Source organism: uncultured Bacteroides sp. (assembly GCF_910578895.1).
Classification (GTDB): domain Bacteria; phylum Bacteroidota; class Bacteroidia; order Bacteroidales; family Bacteroidaceae; genus Bacteroides.
In genome coordinates this window covers 1-16,822 of sequence record NZ_CAJTSC010000020.1, presented here as the reverse complement: position 1 = coordinate 16,822, position 16,822 = coordinate 1, and the positions used below count along the sequence as shown (strand labels likewise).

13 protein-coding genes and 3 tRNA genes are annotated in these 16,822 nt (G+C 48.8%); 11 read left to right on the top strand and 5 right to left on the bottom strand.

Features of this window, described 5'->3' with window-relative positions:
- The first annotated feature begins 6 nt into the window (after positions 1 to 6).
- Positions 7 to 1,122, top strand: a complete 1,116-nt coding sequence (locus tag QZ327_RS06980) for a Wzz/FepE/Etk N-terminal domain-containing protein (protein WP_294618262.1) — start codon at positions 7 to 9, stop codon at positions 1,120 to 1,122.
- Positions 1,119 to 1,442 (top strand): UpxY family transcription antiterminator, encoded by a 324-nt coding sequence (locus QZ327_RS06975; RefSeq protein ID WP_294618261.1) that lies wholly within the window; start codon positions 1,119 to 1,121, stop codon positions 1,440 to 1,442. The genes QZ327_RS06980 and QZ327_RS06975 overlap by 4 nt, the downstream gene beginning before the upstream one ends.
- 127 nt (positions 1,443 to 1,569) lie before the next feature.
- Here the strand turns inward: QZ327_RS06975 and dnaJ are convergent, their stop codons facing one another.
- Both dnaJ and QZ327_RS06965 read right to left on the bottom strand, forming a co-directional pair.
- On the bottom strand, positions 1,570 to 2,748 hold the full coding sequence (dnaJ, locus tag QZ327_RS06970) for a molecular chaperone DnaJ (RefSeq protein WP_294618260.1): 1,179 nt from the start codon (positions 2,746 to 2,748) through the stop codon (positions 1,570 to 1,572).
- 13 nt (positions 2,749 to 2,761) lie between these two features.
- Positions 2,762 to 3,337, bottom strand: a complete 576-nt coding sequence (locus QZ327_RS06965; protein ID WP_294618258.1) for a nucleotide exchange factor GrpE — start codon at positions 3,335 to 3,337, stop codon at positions 2,762 to 2,764.
- A 583-nt stretch (positions 3,338 to 3,920) separates the two neighbouring features.
- On the opposite strand from QZ327_RS06965, the gene QZ327_RS06960 reads away from it, so the two are divergent.
- Positions 3,921 to 5,534, top strand: coding sequence for an ABC-F family ATP-binding cassette domain-containing protein (locus QZ327_RS06960; RefSeq protein WP_294618257.1), 1,614 nt, complete (start codon positions 3,921 to 3,923; stop codon positions 5,532 to 5,534).
- 46 nt (positions 5,535 to 5,580) lie between these two features.
- Here the strand turns inward: QZ327_RS06960 and QZ327_RS06955 are convergent, their stop codons facing one another.
- Positions 5,581 to 6,432 (bottom strand): type II CAAX endopeptidase family protein, encoded by an 852-nt coding sequence (locus QZ327_RS06955; protein WP_294618255.1) that lies wholly within the window; start codon positions 6,430 to 6,432, stop codon positions 5,581 to 5,583.
- Positions 6,433 to 6,556: 124 nt separating this feature from the next.
- Here QZ327_RS06955 and QZ327_RS06950 point away from each other — a divergent pair, with 124 nt between their 5' ends.
- A complete protein-coding gene (locus QZ327_RS06950; protein ID WP_294618254.1) occupies positions 6,557 to 7,603 on the top strand; it encodes a leucine-rich repeat domain-containing protein in 1,047 nt (348 codons plus the stop codon).
- Positions 7,604 to 7,606: 3 nt separating this feature from the next.
- Here QZ327_RS06950 and QZ327_RS06945 read toward each other — a convergent pair whose 3' ends face one another.
- Entirely contained in the window at positions 7,607 to 9,739 is a 2,133-nt protein-coding gene (locus tag QZ327_RS06945; RefSeq protein WP_294618252.1) for a Tex family protein, read from the bottom strand.
- A gap of 166 nt (positions 9,740 to 9,905) precedes the next feature.
- Here QZ327_RS06945 and QZ327_RS06940 point away from each other — a divergent pair, with 166 nt between their 5' ends.
- The 4 genes from QZ327_RS06940 (at position 9,906) to QZ327_RS06925 (ending at position 15,553) form a co-directional block, all read left to right on the top strand.
- Entirely contained in the window at positions 9,906 to 11,663 is a 1,758-nt protein-coding gene (locus QZ327_RS06940; protein WP_294618250.1) for a bifunctional UDP-sugar hydrolase/5'-nucleotidase, read from the top strand.
- A 44-nt stretch (positions 11,664 to 11,707) separates the two neighbouring features.
- Complete coding sequence (locus tag QZ327_RS06935; protein WP_294618248.1) at positions 11,708 to 12,049, top strand: hypothetical protein; 342 nt, start codon at positions 11,708 to 11,710, stop codon at positions 12,047 to 12,049.
- Positions 12,050 to 12,228: 179 nt separating this feature from the next.
- Positions 12,229 to 14,526, top strand: coding sequence for a TonB-dependent receptor (locus QZ327_RS06930; protein ID WP_294618247.1), 2,298 nt, complete (start codon positions 12,229 to 12,231; stop codon positions 14,524 to 14,526).
- Positions 14,527 to 14,674: 148 nt separating this feature from the next.
- The gene (locus QZ327_RS06925) at positions 14,675 to 15,553 is read left to right on the top strand and encodes an AraC family transcriptional regulator (RefSeq protein ID WP_294618245.1); all 879 of its coding nucleotides are present in this window, start codon (positions 14,675 to 14,677) and stop codon (positions 15,551 to 15,553) included.
- Between the two features lie 3 nt (positions 15,554 to 15,556).
- On the opposite strand, the gene QZ327_RS06920 is transcribed toward QZ327_RS06925, so the two are convergent.
- Positions 15,557 to 16,141: a cyclic nucleotide-binding domain-containing protein gene (locus QZ327_RS06920; RefSeq protein ID WP_294618243.1), complete on the bottom strand. Its 585-nt coding sequence runs from the start codon at positions 16,139 to 16,141 to the stop codon at positions 15,557 to 15,559.
- A gap of 223 nt (positions 16,142 to 16,364) precedes the next feature.
- Between QZ327_RS06920 and QZ327_RS06915 the strand changes: the two genes are divergently transcribed.
- The 3 genes from QZ327_RS06915 to QZ327_RS06905 all read left to right on the top strand — a co-directional run bounded on the left by QZ327_RS06915 (position 16,365) and on the right by QZ327_RS06905 (position 16,677).
- Positions 16,365 to 16,451, top strand: a tRNA-Ser gene (locus QZ327_RS06915).
- A gap of 62 nt (positions 16,452 to 16,513) precedes the next feature.
- Positions 16,514 to 16,585, top strand: a tRNA-Glu gene (locus QZ327_RS06910).
- Between the two features lie 19 nt (positions 16,586 to 16,604).
- Positions 16,605 to 16,677: transfer RNA gene (locus QZ327_RS06905), tRNA-Lys, on the top strand.
- The last annotated feature ends 145 nt before the right edge of the window (positions 16,678 to 16,822 follow it).

Sequence of the window (16,822 nt, the reverse complement as noted above, 5' to 3'; positions counted from 1 at the left end):
AGAACTATGAGCGAAGAAAAAATACAGAAGATAGCATCACAGCAGTTGGAAGAGCAGGAGATTGATTTGATTGAACTTGCCCGGAACGTGTGGGCGGAACGTAAATTGATTTTCAAGGCGTGCGGCATTGCCGCCCTTATCGGGTTGGTCGTGGCATTCAGTATTCCTAAGGAATATTCCACCAAAGTAACGCTGGCTCCTGAAAGTGCCGGTAAAACCATTGGAGGAGGTATGGGAGCATTGGCTGCCATGGCAGGAATTAATATTGGTGGCGCTTCGGCAGGCGAGGACGCGCTGTCGCCGGAACTGTATCCGGACATCGTCAAGTCAACCCCTTTTCTGTTGGAGTTGTTCGATGTCAAAGTCAAAGACCGGAATGGTAAGATAGATACGACTTTATATGTCTATCTGGACAAATACCAGCGTTCATCATGGATGAGTGCCGTAGCGTCTGCTCCGTTCAAGGCTTTGGGTTGGACATTGTCCTTGTTCAAGGACAAACCCGAGAAAAGAGAAGGGAAGATAGACCCGTTTCACCTGACGTTGGATGAAGCACGCGTGGCAGAGGCGTTGAGTAATCGTATCATGGTTGCGATTGATAAGAAGACAGGAGTTACCACTTTGGAGGTTACCATGCAGGACCCTCTGATATCCGCCTCGTTGACGGATACGGTGATGCACTGTTTGCAGAACTATATCACAAACTACCGTACCAATAAAGCCCGTCATGATTTGGCCTTTACGGAAAAATTATATAAAGAAGTAAAGGAAGATTATGAAGAAGCCCAGCAAAAATATGCTGCTTTTGCGGATGCCAACCAAAACGTGGTTCTGTTGAGCTATCGTGCCGAGCAGGAACGTTTAAAGAATGAAATGGAATTGGCATATACTGTTTACACACAGATTTCCGAACAGTTGCAGTTGGCAAGGGCCAAGGTGCAGGAGATTACTCCGGTATATACGGTTGTGCAACCGGCTACGGTGCCGTTGCGCGCCGCCAAGCCTAATAAGATTATGATTCTTATAGGTTTTGTGTTCCTGGCAGGAGTGGGATGCGTAGGCTGGATATTATTTGTGAAAGATTTAGTTAAAGACTGGAGAAAAGCAAACAAAGCGATATGATGACCAATAATGATATGAATCGCTGGTGTGCCCTGCATACAGCGCCAAAATCGGAACGTAAATTGATGCAGCGTTTAAATGCCGCAGGATATACTGCGTTTTGTCCTATGCAAATCGTATTCAGGGAATGGAAAGGAGAGACCAGAGAGGTGTGTGTGCCTCTTTTCCCCGGTTGCGTTTTCGTAGAGGAGACAGCGGAGGTGTTATCATTTGCCACTTCACAGCGTGCGTCCTTGTTGGTCGATGCCGAGGGACGTAATTTGTCCGTATGCGCCGATAAGGCAGAATTGGTTGCGAAGTTTGCGCGTTTGATGAAGTAGTGGGAATAATTTCTTTGGCGTGGATTTATCGGTTGGATAAAATAGAAACCTGTTGATATAAAAACGAGACTGAACTCAAAAAATATGATGAGACAGTCTCGTTTTTATTTTGAAATTGCATCGAGTCTTAGTCAAACAAACTCTTGAACTTCTTAAAAATCTTCTCTTTGATAGAAGTGTTCGGCTTAAAGTTATCCGAACCTTCCATTTCTTCCAACGCTTTCTTCTCTTCCTTGTTCAGGGTTTCGGGCACGTATACGCTGACATTCACCAGCAAATCTCCGGTTCCGTATCCGTTTACGTTGGGCAAACCTTTGCCGCGCAGGCGGAGAACTTTGCCGGGTTGCGTACCCGATTCGATTTTCACCTTTACCTTGCCGTCAATGGTCGGTATTTCTACCGCGCCACCCAATGCGGCAGTCGGGAAACTAAGCAGAAGATTGTAAATCAGATCGTTCTCGTCACGAATCAACTCCTTGTCCTGCTCTTCCTCTACGAGAATCAGCAAGTCGCCCGGCACGCCATTATGCTTGCCGGCATTACCTTTGCCGCCCATGGAGAGCTGCATGCCTTCGGCTACGCCTTTGGGGATGTTCACCGTGACAACCTCTTCACCATAGACAATGCCTTCACCGGCGCATTCCTTACATTTGTTTTTGATTACTTTGCCTTCGCCGCCGCAAGTAGGGCAGGTGGCGCGCGTCTGCATCGTTCCGAGGATGGTCTGCTGGTTGCGGATTACCGTACCGCTGCCTTTACAAGTGGGGCAGGTCTCCGCACCGCCGTCTCCTTCCGCACCGGTTCCGTGGCAGTGGCTGCAGGGCACATACTTTTTCAGTTTGAATTTTTTCTCTACTCCGGTGGAAATTTCCTTGAGGTTCAGCTTCACCTTCACGCGCAAGTCCGAACCGCGGTAACGGCGTTGCTGCTGTGCGCCGCCGCCAAATCCGCCGAAACCACTGAAACCGCCGCCGAAGCCACCACTGTGTCCGCCGAATATATCGCCGAACATGGAGAATATATCGTCCATGGACATACCGCCGCCGAAGCCGCCGAAAGGTCCGCCGTTGCCTGCGGCACCGCTCATTCCGGCATGGCCGAACTGGTCATAGCGGGCACGCTTGTCGGGGTTACTCAATACATCGTATGCCTCTGCCGCTTCCTTGAACTTCTCTTCGGCGCTCTTGTCGCCGGGGTTCTTATCGGGGTGATATTGGATTGCTTTTTTACGGTAGGCTTTCTTTATCTCGTCTGCCGATGCTGTTTTTTCGACTTCCAGTACTTCGTAATAATCTCTTTTTTCCATATAACTGTGTATGTTATTCTCCAACCACTACCTTGGCATGGCGGATTACTTTGTCGTTTAGTGTGTAACCGGTTTGCACGCAGTCCAGAATTTTCCCTTTCAAAGCTTCATCGGGAGCCGGAATAACGGCAATGGCTTCGTGATAGTCCGTATCCAGCGGTTGCTCTTTGGTTTCGATTACTTTAACGCCATTCTGCCCCAGAACCGTCATGAATTTGTTGTAGATAAGTTCCACTCCTTCTTTTACGGCGGCTACGTCGGTGGCGGTTTCCATATTCTTCAAGGCGCGTTCAAAGTCGTCCACGACAGGAAGAATGCTGCCGATGCTTTTTTCTCCGCCGTTCAGTATGAGCTCGGCTTTTTCTTTCATCGTACGTTTGCGGTAGTTGTCGAACTCGGCAGAGAGACGCAGGTATTTGTCTTTCTGGTCTTCAATCTCCGCATTGGCTTTTTCCAACTCTTGGGCGAGCTTTTCTTCTTCAGTCAGGGCAACCTCTTCCTTTTCAGTTGTTTCTTCGCTGTTCTCGTCTTGAGCGGCTTGCGTTTTCAACTCTTCTTCGTTAATGTTTTCTTTTTCTTTAAAGTCCATATTGTTATGCTTGTTATTCTTATAAAATGGTTTTACTTTCGTTACCGTTAAGGGTTAAGTTAACATGATGAGGTTTTAATAGCAAAAACTTTGCCAAATTGGCTGCTTTTGCCAAAAACGCAGCAAAGGTAATGCTTTTATGCCAGATTGACAGCGAAATGTTACATAAATAGCGGGTCAACATCACGGCTCTTTTCATTTACAGGAGTTGGAAGCGGCTATCGGGAGTTAAAGGGGGATATATGCCGATAGTATCGCTATACGTCAGTAATGCTATCGGCTTCTAACCGTAAAAATGTGCGGCTCCTCAGCCCGAAGGGCGATAACTCCTTCTAAATTCCTGATAGCTCCTCTACCCCCTGTAAATCAAAAAACAGTGAGTTAACATCGTGCGGAAAGCAAGTTAACTTGATAGGTTGCAATAAGTTAACTTCATTGCATGCACTTTGTTAACTTCATATCATGCAATAAGTTAACTTGTTGTAAGCGGTTTTACCGTATTATTTCGTATCTTTGTGTCCGCAATTTGCAGGACTATAGGTATTAAATTGTAAGTAGTATATAATAAAACGTAAATATAAAGATGATTACAGTCTCGAACGTATCGGTGCAGTTTGGTAAAAGAGTGTTGTTTAATGATGTAAACCTGAAGTTTACAAGTGGTAATTGTTATGGTATAATCGGTGCGAACGGTGCCGGAAAGTCTACTTTCCTGCGCACTATTTCGGGTGATTTGGACCCGACAACAGGCTCTATCATGCTGGGACCGGGAGAGCGTCTGTCCGTATTGAGCCAGGACCACTTCAAGTGGGATGCTTATACGGTAATGGACACTGTGATGATGGGGCACACGGTGTTATGGGACATCATGAAGCAACGCGAGGTGCTGTATGCCAAAGAAGACTTCACCGATGAAGACGGTTTGAAGGTTTCCGAGCTGGAAGAGAAGTTTGCCGAACTCGACGGCTGGAATGCCGAAAGTGACGCTGCCGCTTTATTGAGCGGGCTGGGCATCAAGGAAGACAAGCACTATGTGCTGATGGGCGAGCTGAATAACAAGGAGAAAGTGCGTGTGATGTTGGCGCAGGCGCTGTATGGCAATCCCGACAACCTGTTGCTGGACGAGCCTACCAATGACTTGGATATGGAGACCGTGACTTGGCTGGAAGAGTATCTTGCCAATTTCGAACATACCGTCCTCGTGGTAAGCCACGACCGTCACTTCCTCGATTCCGTTTGTACGCATACGGTGGATATCGACTACGGAAAAATCAATCTTTTTGCCGGTAACTACAGCTTCTGGTACGAGTCAAGCCAGTTGGCTCTCCGTCAGCAGCAGAACCAGAAGGCTAAGGCTGAGGAGAAGAAGAAGGAACTGGAAGAGTTCATCCGCCGTTTCAGTGCCAATGTGGCGAAGAGCAAGCAGACCACCAGCCGTAAGAAGATGCTGGAGAAGCTGAATGTGGAGGAAATCAAACCGTCATCCCGCAAATATCCGGGTATCATCTTTACTCCCGAGCGCGAACCGGGAAATCAGATTCTTGAGGTTGCCGGACTGACAAAGACGCTGGAGGATGGCACGGTGCTGTTCCGCGATGTGAACTTCAATGTGGAGAAAGGGGATAAGATTGTATTCCTGTCACACGATCCGCGTGCCATGACCGCTTTGTTCGAGATTATCAACGAGAATATGAAGCCGGATGCGGGAACTTTCAATTGGGGTGTCACCATCACCACCGCTTACCTGCCGTTGGACAACACCGCTTTTTTCAATACGGATTTGAATTTGGTAGACTGGCTGAGCCAGTTCGGAGAGGGCAATGAGGTGTATATGAAGAGTTTCCTCGGACGTATGCTTTTCTCCGGCGAAGAGGTGTTGAAGAAAGCGAGCGTATTGTCGGGTGGCGAGAAGATGCGTTGTATGATTGCGCGCATGCAGCTGCGCAATGCCAACTGTCTGATTTTGGATACACCGACCAACCATCTTGATTTGGAATCTATCCAGGCATTCAACAATAACCTGAAGACGTATAAGGGAAATATCCTCTTCTCGTCACACGACCACGAGTTCATTCAGACTGTGGCAAACCGTATCATCGAGCTGACGCCGAACGGTATCATTGACAAGATGATGGAGTATGACGAATACATCACTTCCGACCATATCAAGGAGTTGAGGGCGAAGATGTATAAGTAAACAATAGGATTGGAATACAGAGGGGTGTTTTGATACACCCCTCTTTTTATTTCTTGAACATCTTTAAAATCACTCCCGTGCCCACTACCAGCAACACCGTGCACAGTACGGAACCTTCGAAACCGAAAGCGCCGCCGTTTATCAGATTGGCTTCGGGCAGATGAAGCGTCAGCAAACCGTCGCAAAACTTATTTCCACTTACTTCGTAGCCCAAGACGGGACCTTGTATCCAGTTCCAAAACCAGTGTAGGGATATCGGGAAGCAAAGGTTACGTGTATATATATAGGAAGAACCTAACAGGATACCCGCCAGCAGAATGTTGATAAAAGAGAGGAAGTTGAAGTTCGGATTGCCTATATGAATCAGTGAGAACAGGGTGGCAGAGAGGAACAGTGCCCAAAACTTGTTCACCCCGCCTTGTAGCATGCGTTCCAGTACAAACCCTCGCAAAGCCCACTCTTCGGTGACGGCTACCAGCAGGAAGAAGAGAAGGCTGGTCAACAGGGAGAAGGGATTGAAGGCTGTTTCCGTAACCTCTATCGCTCCTAACCCCAAAGAAACGCCGAAGCCCACGGCATAAAGAACGGTTGCCAGCAATGCTCCGTACAACCAGTCCTTCGGACACATGGCGAATGAACGTTTCAGCTCTGCCAATGAAAAGCCGCGCAAATGCCATACAATCCAGGCGGAAAGGAGTACGCCTATCAGCAGCAAGGTTTCGCTTAATACGAAATGGAACATGCTGTTTGTTTCCGCCATGCCCGATGCTTGCAGCACCATTGCGAAAGGTATACTTATCATTACAACAATAACGGCTGTAAGTGCGGCAAATGAAAAAATATCGATTGCCACTTTTCCAAAACGTTTTGCTTTGGATTCATTTTCAACGGTTCCCATGAGTAAAAAATGATTTCGGTAAATTAATATCCGACAAAAATACATAATAAAAAGTGAAATCGTTGTCCGCGATTGGCGGTTTCTTCTTATATTTGAAAATTCAAATCAATCTGACACTTAAAACATGAACTTGAGAAAAATACTTTTAGCGGTTGCCGGATGGGGTGTTATGCTGAACGGCTCTGCACAGACTTTCAAGAGATATACCGTAGCCAAGCCCGGCACTTTGGTGGAAATGCTCACTGAAGATGAGGCAAATGAGATTACCCATCTTGTCCTGCAAGGCAAACTGAATGCCATTGATTTCCGCCACCTGCGTGATGAATTCAAGAAACTGCAAATACTGGATATATCCAATGCGTCCATCAGCATGTATGCCGGAAAGAACGGTACGCATCCCGACCGTTTTTATGTCTATCCCGCCAATTGCATTCCGTCCTATGCTTTCTGCAAGCAATTCAGTGACAGTTCCTTTGTCGGAAAGACCTCTTTAAGCCAAGTAATCTTGTCCGATAAGACCAAGAACATCGAAGACGGCGCATTCAAGGGATGTACCAACCTGAAAATTTGCCGTATACGTAAGAAGACTCCGCCGAACTTGTTGCCCGAAGCTTTGGCAGACAGCGTAACGGCCGTGTTTGTCCCGCTGGGCAGTAGCGACTCTTACCGTCGTGGCAAAAGGTGGGAGACATTTGCCTTTATTGAAGGCGATCCGGTGGGAGCCGTTGTGCAGATAGCCGCTATGGGCAGTCTTGCCAGTGAGCTTATTCGTGCCGGCATCCAACCCAAAGATGTAAACTTTCTTACGGTAGAGGGCAAGATGGATGAAGCGGACTTCACCTTGATACGCAATTATATGCCCAATCTGGTGAGCGTAGACCTGTCTAAGTGCAATGCTACCGCCATTCCCGACTATACATTTACTCAAAAGAAATATCTGCTTGAAGTCAAGCTGCCTCGTGGCTTGAAGAGCATCGGGCAGCGCGCTTTCAGCGGATGCGGACGTCTGTGCGGCACATTGGTATTGCCCGCCGGGGTAACCGCCATCGAATACGGCGCATTCATGGGATGCAACAATTTGCGCCATGTCCTTGCCACAGGCAATAAGATTACGACTTTGGGCGATAATCTTTTCGGCGATGGCAAGGACAGGCTGGTTTACAGGAAATAGCCTCTACTGTTCCACTCCGATCATCGTCAGTTGTATGCGTTTCCGCTCAGTGTCTACGCTGAGCACTTTTACGCGCACCTGCTGATGAATGGACACAATTTCATTAGGGTCTGATACATACTTCTGTGCAAGTTGGGAGAGGTGTATCAGCCCGTTTTCTTTGATGCCTATATCAACGAAAGCGCCGAAATTGGTAATGTTGCCCACGATTCCCGGCAGTTCCATGCCTATGCGCAGGTCGTCAATGGTACGTACATTCTTGTCGAACTCGAATATTTTGATGGGGCCGCGCGGGTCGCGTCCCGGCTTCTCCAATTCTTGCAGGATATCCTTCAGGGTCGGCATCCCGACGGTAGGGGAGAGGTAGCGTTCCGGTTGTATCTTCAGCCGCAACTCCTTGTCGGCAATCAGTTCCGCCACGCTGCAACCCAGGTCTTTCGCCATAGTCTCCACGATATGATAACTTTCGGGATGCACGGCAGTATTGTCCAGCGGATTTTCAGCATTCGGTATACGCAGAAATCCGGCACACTGTTCAAAGGCTTTCGCACCCATGCGCGGCACTTTCATCAGCTCTTTGCGTGAGGAGAACGCCCCGTTCTCGGCACGGTAGTTCACGATGTTCTGCGCCAGCTGGGGACCAAGCCCCGATATGTACGTCAGCAGATGGCTGCTTGCCGTATTCAGATTGACACCCACCAGGTTTACGCAATTCTCTACGGTCTGGTCGAGCGATTTCTTCAATTTGCTTTGGTCCACATCGTGCTGGTATTGCCCTACACCGATAGACTTCGGGTCTATCTTGACAAGTTCGGCCAACGGATCCATAAGCCGGCGGGCAATGGAGACTGCTCCGCGCACCGTCACGTCGTATTCCGGAAACTCGTCCCTGGCTATCTTGGAAGCGGAGTAGATGGAAGCACCCTGCTCGCTGACAATGAAAATCTGCACTTCACGGCTGAACACTTGGCGTTTCAGGAAATCTTCCGTTTCGCGGCTGGCAGTGCCGTTTCCGATGGCGATGGCTTCAATCCGGTATGCCTCTATCATCTTTTGCAGTTTGCCGAAAGCCTCTTTGGCTTGGTTCACCGGCGGGTGCGGGTAGATATTCTCGTTGTGCAGCAGATTGCCCTGTGCATCCAGGCACACCACCTTGCAGCCGGTGCGGAATCCCGGGTCTATTCCCATCACCCTTTTCTGTCCCAACGGCGATGCAAGCAGCAGTTGCCGCAAGTTCTCTGCAAAAACGCGGATGGCTTCATCATCGGCGCGTTCCTTGCTTTGCGCGGCGAATTCAGTCTCGATAGAGGGCTTCAGCAGGCGCTTGTAAGCATCCTGTACGGCTTCTGCCACCTGCCTTCCGCAAGCATTGTTGCTCTGCACGAACTGTCTTTCCAGCCTTTCCACGCACTCTTCGTTGTCCGGACTGATGCTTACTTTAAGCAATCCTTCGGCTTCGGCACGGCGGATGGCAAGCAAGCGGTGCGAGCTGCACCGTTTCAGGGGTGCCGAACAGTCGAAGTAGTCTCTGTATTTGGCACCTTCTTCCTCTTTGCCTTTTATCACTTTGGCAGTCAGCACGGCTTGGCGCGCAAAGGTGTTTCGCAGTGTGTTGCGGGCGCGTTCATTCTCGCTCACCTGTTCGGCAATGATGTCGCGTGCGCCTTTCAGGGCATCGTCCACGTCCTTTACTTCTCCTTTCACAAAGCCGGCAGCACGCCGTTCGGGATGAGGCTCGCGTTGGAGCATCAGCAGAGTGGCAAGCGGTTCAAGTCCTTTCTGCCGGGCGGCTTCCGCGCGGGTTTTCCGTTTGGGTTTGTAGGGCAGGTAAATATCTTCGAGGGCGGTGTTGTCCCATGTTTCGTCAATGCGCTTTTGCAGTTCCGCAGTCATTTTTCCTTGTTCGCGGATGGTGTTGGCAATGGTCTCCTTCCGCTTCGCCGTCTCTTTCAGTTTTTCGTAGTGGGTTTGGATGGATTCTATCTGCACTTCATCCAGTCCGCCCGTCATTTCTTTGCGATAACGGCTGATAAACGGAATGGTTGCTCCGTCATTGAGCAGGGCAAGGGTTTGCCCGATTTGTTTTTCTGATATGCCGAGAATGGCAGCTATCATGCTGTGAAAGATTTGTGTCATGTCAGCTTCTTTTTAATAATGGGTGCCAAAAGTACGAAAAACAATCTTTCCTGACACCTTTTTTGAGTTTTATTGTATCTTTGCAACATGGTTCTTGCTTTTAGAGGAGTTGTGTTTTTCAGGAGTTGGAAGGGATAACTCCGTTAAAATATATATAGTATATAGAATGATGAAAAGAATAATCCGTTATGGTGCCGTTCTGCTTTTCCTGCTGATAGGCACGATTGTTGCTTGTGACAGCGAAAAAGAGGTCAAACTGAAAATCGTACAGACCAGTGACATACATGGGAACTATTATCCCCACGATTTCATCCTGCAACGGGAAGCCGCCGGCAGCCTGGCGCGTGTGTTTTCGTTCGTGCAGAAAGAGCGCGAGACGTATAAGGACAACCTGATTTTGCTGGACAACGGCGATATCCTGCAAGGGCAGCCTGCGGCATACTATTACAATTATATCGATACGGTGTCTCCTCATCTCACGGCAGAGATGTTGAGCTTCATGGGCTATGCCGCCGCCAATATGGGTAACCATGATGTGGAGACGGGACGTGCCGTGTTCGACCGTTGGGCTGGCGATTGCCAAATTCCCGTATTAGGAGCCAACATCGTCGATGCGGATACGGGCGAGCCGCACTTCCCGCCGTATGCCATGCTCGAGCGTGATGGGGTGAAGATTGCCGTTCTCGGCATGATAACACCTGCCATTCCGGTGTGGTTGCCGCAGAATCTGTGGAGAGGACTCCGCTTTGACGATATGGAAGAGACCGCGCACAAGTGGATGAAGATAATCCGTGAAAAGGAGCGGCCTCACATTGTAATCGGCATATTCCATGCCGGACAGAATGCCGTGCTGATGGGTGGCAAATACCGCGATAACGCTTCGCTCGAAGTGGCACGCAATGTGCCGGGCTTCGACATCGTGCTGATGGGGCATGACCACACCCGCGAATGCAGGAAGGTACAAAATGTGGCAGGCGACTCCGTGCTGGTGATTGACCCCGCAAGCAATGGACTGGTGGTGAGCAACGTGGACATCACCGTGAAAATGCGCGGTGGCAAAGTGGTGGAAAAGAAAATTGACGGCATGCTGACAGATACCGGGGAGTATGGCGTCAGTGATGAGTTCATGGAGCGTTTCGCGCCGCAATACGCCACCGTTCAGGATTTTGTTTCGAAGAAGATAGGACGTTTCACGAAGACCGTCTCCACCCGTCCCGCCTATTTCGGTTCTTCCGCTTTTGTCGACCTTATCCATACCTTGCAGTTGGACATCAGCGGTGCCGAGATTTCGTTGGCAGCCCCTTTGTCATACGATACACGGATTATGGAAGGGGATGTCCGCGTATGCGATATGTTCAGTCTCTATAAGTACGAGAATATGCTCTACACCATGAAGCTTTCGGGCAGGGAGGTTCGCGATGCCTTGGAAATGTCTTACGGTCTCTGGACCAACCGCATGACTTCGCCCGATGACCATCTTCTGTTGTTGCGCGATAAACCTCGCGAGGGTGCGGCGGACCGGGCCGTTTTCAAGAACCCCAGTTTTAACTTCGACTCTGCCGCAGGCATCATTTATACGGTGGACGTTACGAAGCCGATGGGCGGGAAAGTAACCATTCTCAGCATGGCGGACGGTACTCCGTTTGATATGGATAAGATGTATACGGTAACTCTTAATTCGTACCGGGGCAACGGCGGCGGCGAGCTGCTGACAAAAGGTGCGGGTATTCCTCATGACAAACTGAAAGAACGTGTCATCAGTTCTACCGACAAGGATTTGCGCTACTATCTGATGCAATACATCGAACGGAAGAAAGTGATTGAGCCGTGCGCGCTGGGCCAGTGGAAATTCGTACCTGAGGCATGGACCGTTCCGGCGTCCAAACGCGATTATGAGTTTTTGTTTGGTAAAGTTCAGGAATAATCGTTAACTTTGTGGTCCCAAAAATAAAAAAGAGCTGATAAGACGTGAGAAGGCTGAAAAAAACGATATGCGCATTGTGCTTGCTGGTGCTTTTCGTAGCTTACCAGGCAAGTGTAACGGCATTTACTCACGTCCACTACATCAACGGGGTGCTGATAACCCACTCGCACCCCTTTCATGACCAGCATTCACATTCCGCCACTTCACTGATTGTTATCGGGTTGTTGTCGCATTTCAGTTCGGACAAACCGGAGTGCAGTGAAATACAACATCCGATGCGCCCCTTGTTGCGGGTGGTGGAAGGCGTGACCGATACTCCCGTCATCAAGGGGAAAGCGTATCGGGTAGTGTCGCTTCGCGCTCCTCCTTATTTCGTTACTCTTTGATTTTGTCCGCACCGGCACTCGGCGTCCGTTATGCCGGTGTGTGGTATTTATTGTGCCGGCGCTTGGTATCCGATGTACCGGCGCTTGGTATTCGTTGTACCATCCTTTAAGTATTTGCCATGCCTGGCATTGATATCGGTTGGTGCTATTAAGTAACTGAAATAAAAGCGATTATTCAAATGAAACATTATATATTATCGTTGATGCTTGCCGTGGCAAGTATCGGCGCAGCCATTGCCGCAGCTCCGATTAAGGAAGGCAATATGATTTCCGGTCATGTCCTTGTGGAAGGTTCGGAAGAGAACATACCGTATGCCACTGTGTTGATTGTAGGCAGCGGGCAGGGGACAGTGTCTAATGAAGAAGGACAGTTCGAGTTTAAGAATCTGCCGGCAGGCAAATATACGTTGCGCGTATCTGCCGTGGGCTATAAGACGCAGGAGAAGGAGATCGAGGTAAACAAGGATTTTACGTCAGTAGTGCATTTCCCGATGCAGGAAGAAAGTTTCATGACCGATGAGGTGGTAGTGTCTGCCAACCGCAATGAGGTGAGCCGCAAGGCTGCTCCCGTGGTGGTCAATGTGATGAGTGCCAAACTTTTTGAAATGGTAAATTCCACCGACCTTGCCAAAACGCTCAACTATCAGTCGGGGTTGCGTGTGGAAAATAACTGCCAGAACTGCGGTTTCCCGCAGGTGCGTATCAATGGTCTGGAAGGACCTTATTCGCAAATCCTGATTAACAGCCGCCCCGTTATCAGTGCGTTGAGCGGCGTGTACGGACTGGAGCAGATACCGGTGAACATGATTGAAAGGGTAGAGGTGGTACGTGGCGGCGGTTCGGCGCTGTTTGGCGCCAATGCCGTGGGCGGCACCGTCAATATCATTACCAAAGACCCCATCAACAATTCGTTTCAGGTGTCGGGCATGCTTTCCAACATGGACGGCAAGTCTTGGGAGCAGTCTATGGGAGCGAATGTCTCTTTGGTTGCCAAAGACAACTCCTACGGAATTGCCCTGTACGAAAGCTATCGCAACCGTAATCCTTACGACCGAGACGGTGACGGCTTCTCCGAACTGGGCAAGTTGAACATGAACACTTTCGGTTTCCGCGCTTACTATCGTCCCACGCATTTCAGCCGCGTCAATCTGGAGTATCACACCACTAACGAGTTTCGCCGTGGCGGCAACTGCTTCGATCTTCAGCCGCACGAAGCGGACATCACCGAGCAAACCAAGCATGTTATCAATAGCGGCGGACTGAGTTACGACCTCTTCTGGCGCGAGTATAAACACAAAATCTCGTTGTACGGTTCCATTCAGCACACCGATCGCAACAGTTACTACGGCGCGCAGAAAGATATGAATGCCTATGGCAAGACGGACGACCTGACGTGGGTGGCAGGCGGCATGTACGTAGGCAATATGGACAACTGCCTTTTTGCTCCCGCCACCTTTACGGGCGGGTTTGAGTATCAGGACAACTCCATGCACGATGTCATGACGGGGTATCATCGCGACATGCGGCAGGATGTCCGCATCGCCGGTGCTTTCGTACAGAACGAATGGAAGATGCGTGTGCTGACCATGCTTGTCGGAGCCAGGCTGGACAAGCACAACCTGATAGACAAACTGATTTTCAGTCCCCGCATCAACCTGCTTTATAAGCCTGCCGAGGATTTCCAGGCGCGCTTGACGTACTCCACCGGTTTTCGTGCCCCGCAAGCGTACGATGAAGACTTGCATGTCACCGCAGTGGGCGGCGAAGGTGTGCAAATTAAGTTGGCGGACAACCTGCGTGAGGAGCGTTCGAACAGTTATAGCGGTTCGGTGGACTGGACCACCCGGCTGGGACATTGGCAGGCAAATATTCTCGTGGAGGGGTTCTATACCGACTTGCGCCATGTCTTTGTGCTCGAAGATGTCGGCAGGGACGATAAGGGTGATGTAATCAAGGAACGCCGTAACGGAAATGGCGCCCGTGTGTATGGTGCTAACCTTGACGCGCGGATTGCTCACGGCAAGGAGGCGCAGTTCCAGTTGGGCTTTACCGCACAACGTAGCCGCTATACCCGCGATGAGGTCTGGACGCAGGTGGATGGTGAGGAGCTTACAACCCGCCGCATGCCCCGTACGCCCGATTATTACGGTTACTTCACGTTCTCGTCCGCTCCGGTAACGAATTTCGATTTCTCTCTTTCAGGCACTTATACGGGCAAGATGATTGTGCCGCACTATGCCGGATATATCGAAACCGACCGTATGGAACATACGCCGCAATTCTTCGACCTTAACCTGAAGTTGAACTATACCTTCGTGCTGCACGATCATCTAAAGCTTCAGCTGAACACAGGTGTGCAGAATATATTCAACAGTTTTCAGAAAGATTTGGATAAGGGTGAGTTTCGCGATGCCGGATATTTTTACGGTCCTACGCAGCCGCGTACGTTTTTCATCGGCTTTAAGATAATGAATTAGGACAACGGTCCCGATTTTTGGAGAGCCTGTTTGAATTTTGTCCCGCATCGGTTGGAACGTTCTCAAAGAATTAAACAAAATTTAAACAGGCTCTTAAATAAAATTATTCCGTGAATAATTCTATATTTGCCGGCAAAGCACGAAAACTATGGATACAAAACTGATACATAATGTCGATATTTCCGAAATACAGCATTTACCCATGATAGACTTTATCGGTAATGATTTCGCTATTTTTGATGATATAAAGGACATACCTTTCACATCCTATCCCACACGCCTGAATGCCGCCTGCCTTGCTGTCTGCCGAAGAGGGTGGTGCAAGATGACCATCAATCTGCAGGAATATGAACTGAAAGAAGGGATGCTTTGTGTCATCCTGCCCGAACAGATTGTGCAGCAAGGCGAACGCTCCGATGATTTCTCGGGCAGTTTTATAGCGGTGTCCCGGGATTTCATGGATTTGGTGATACCCACGATGCAGCAGTTGTTTCCCTTGTTCTTTATGGTGAAGGAGCGCCCATGCATTGATATCACCGCCGAGGAGTTGCAATCGTTCGAGGAGTATCACTCTTTTCTGTGGAGCAAAGTAAAGTTGAAAGGCAATCCTTATCGTAAAGAGATTACGCAGGGGCTGTTGCAAAGCCTGTTTTACGAGATATATGATATCTATCAGGGGCATGCACCTGCCGGACGTACTCCGAAAAGCCGTAAGGAAGATTTGTTTGAGCACTTTATCCGCTATGTGTCCGAATATTACAAAGAGGAGAGGAGTGTGTCTTATTATGCCGATAAGATGTTCCTTACGCCCAAACATCTTTCTACCGTGGTGAAAGAGGTGAGTGGAAAGACGGCGGGTGAGTGGATTGACAGCCTGGTGATTCTGGAAGCGAAGGCGCTGTTGAAATCATCCGAACAAAGTATTCAGGAGATAGCCGATGAGTTGCACTTTGCCAATCAGTCTTTCTTCGGCAAATACTTCAAGCATCATACCGGACTTTCGCCTAAGGAGTACAGGAGACAATAGCGGCTAAAGTATGCCCGAACGTACTCTGCTCAATGTCTCGGGTGTCATTAGCAGGTAAGAGGCGATGTGCGATAGGGGAGCCCGCTTGATAACTTCCGGTTGGTGCCGCATCAGTTGGTTGTAACGCTCGCGTGCCGTTTCGAACCGCCAGGAATCGGCTTTGACTTGTGAGATAATTAGGGAATATTCGAGCATTTTGCGATAGAACACATTGATTTCCCACGATATTTCGGTGAGAAGCATTAATTTGTCATAAGGAAGCAGGTAGACTACACTGTCTTCGAGCGCCTCTATCATAAGGTGGGTAGGTTCTTTTTTCAAGGTGCTTTCAATACAGATAACGATACAGCCTTCATAAGAGAAGTGTTCGGTGACGTCTTTTCCGTTCTTATAGTAGAATTGGCGCAACATGCCTTTCCCGACCAATACAACATTATGGCTAATCTCTCCCTCTTTCAGTAAAATCTCTCCTTTTTTCACATCTTTACGAACCAGGATTTCTTTTATCTGCCGCCTGCCTTCGGCTGCCATGTCGGGATAACGGGAGTTGACAGCGGCGTCCACCGTCTCTTTGAGTAATGCGTCCATAATAAATTATACAGGTTTGCGTGTCATTTAATGGGACAAAGATAGGGATTTTTTTTTATCGTAGCAGATCCGCTGTTTTTTTTCTTTCTTCATTAGGTTTTGAGTGTTAATGTGTTACAACTTTTCTTGCAAAAATGCGAAAAAAATATGCTGGAAAGATTTGCATAGTCCAAAAGTTTCCCATACATTTGCACCGCATTTGAGAAGAAATGCTGGTTACTAAGGAAGTTTGGGTGAGTGGCTGAAACCACCAGTTTGCTAAACTGACGTACGGGTAACCGTACCGGGGGTTCGAATCCCCCAGCTTCCGCAAGGAATGAAAAAAAGAAAGCATCGGTTTATGAAAGCCGATGCTTTTCTAAAAAAAAACTTGGTGGATTCGTCTAACGGTTAGGACACATGCCTCTCACGCATGCAATACGAGTTCGATTCTCGTATCCACTACGATTTAATTTTTTTGAATGCACTCTTAGCTCAGTTGGTAGAGCAACTGACTCTTAATCAGTGGGTCCAGGGTTCGAATCCCTGAGGGTGTACTTAATGTATGTTTTTATGGAAAACGGTTGTTAGAAATGGCAACCGTTTTTTTATGGTCGAAAAACATACTTCTTGTATAAGATGAATTCGGTTCAGTTTGAAAACTTGGGGGAATTAGTTAAAACCCCTATCTTTGGTGTATGA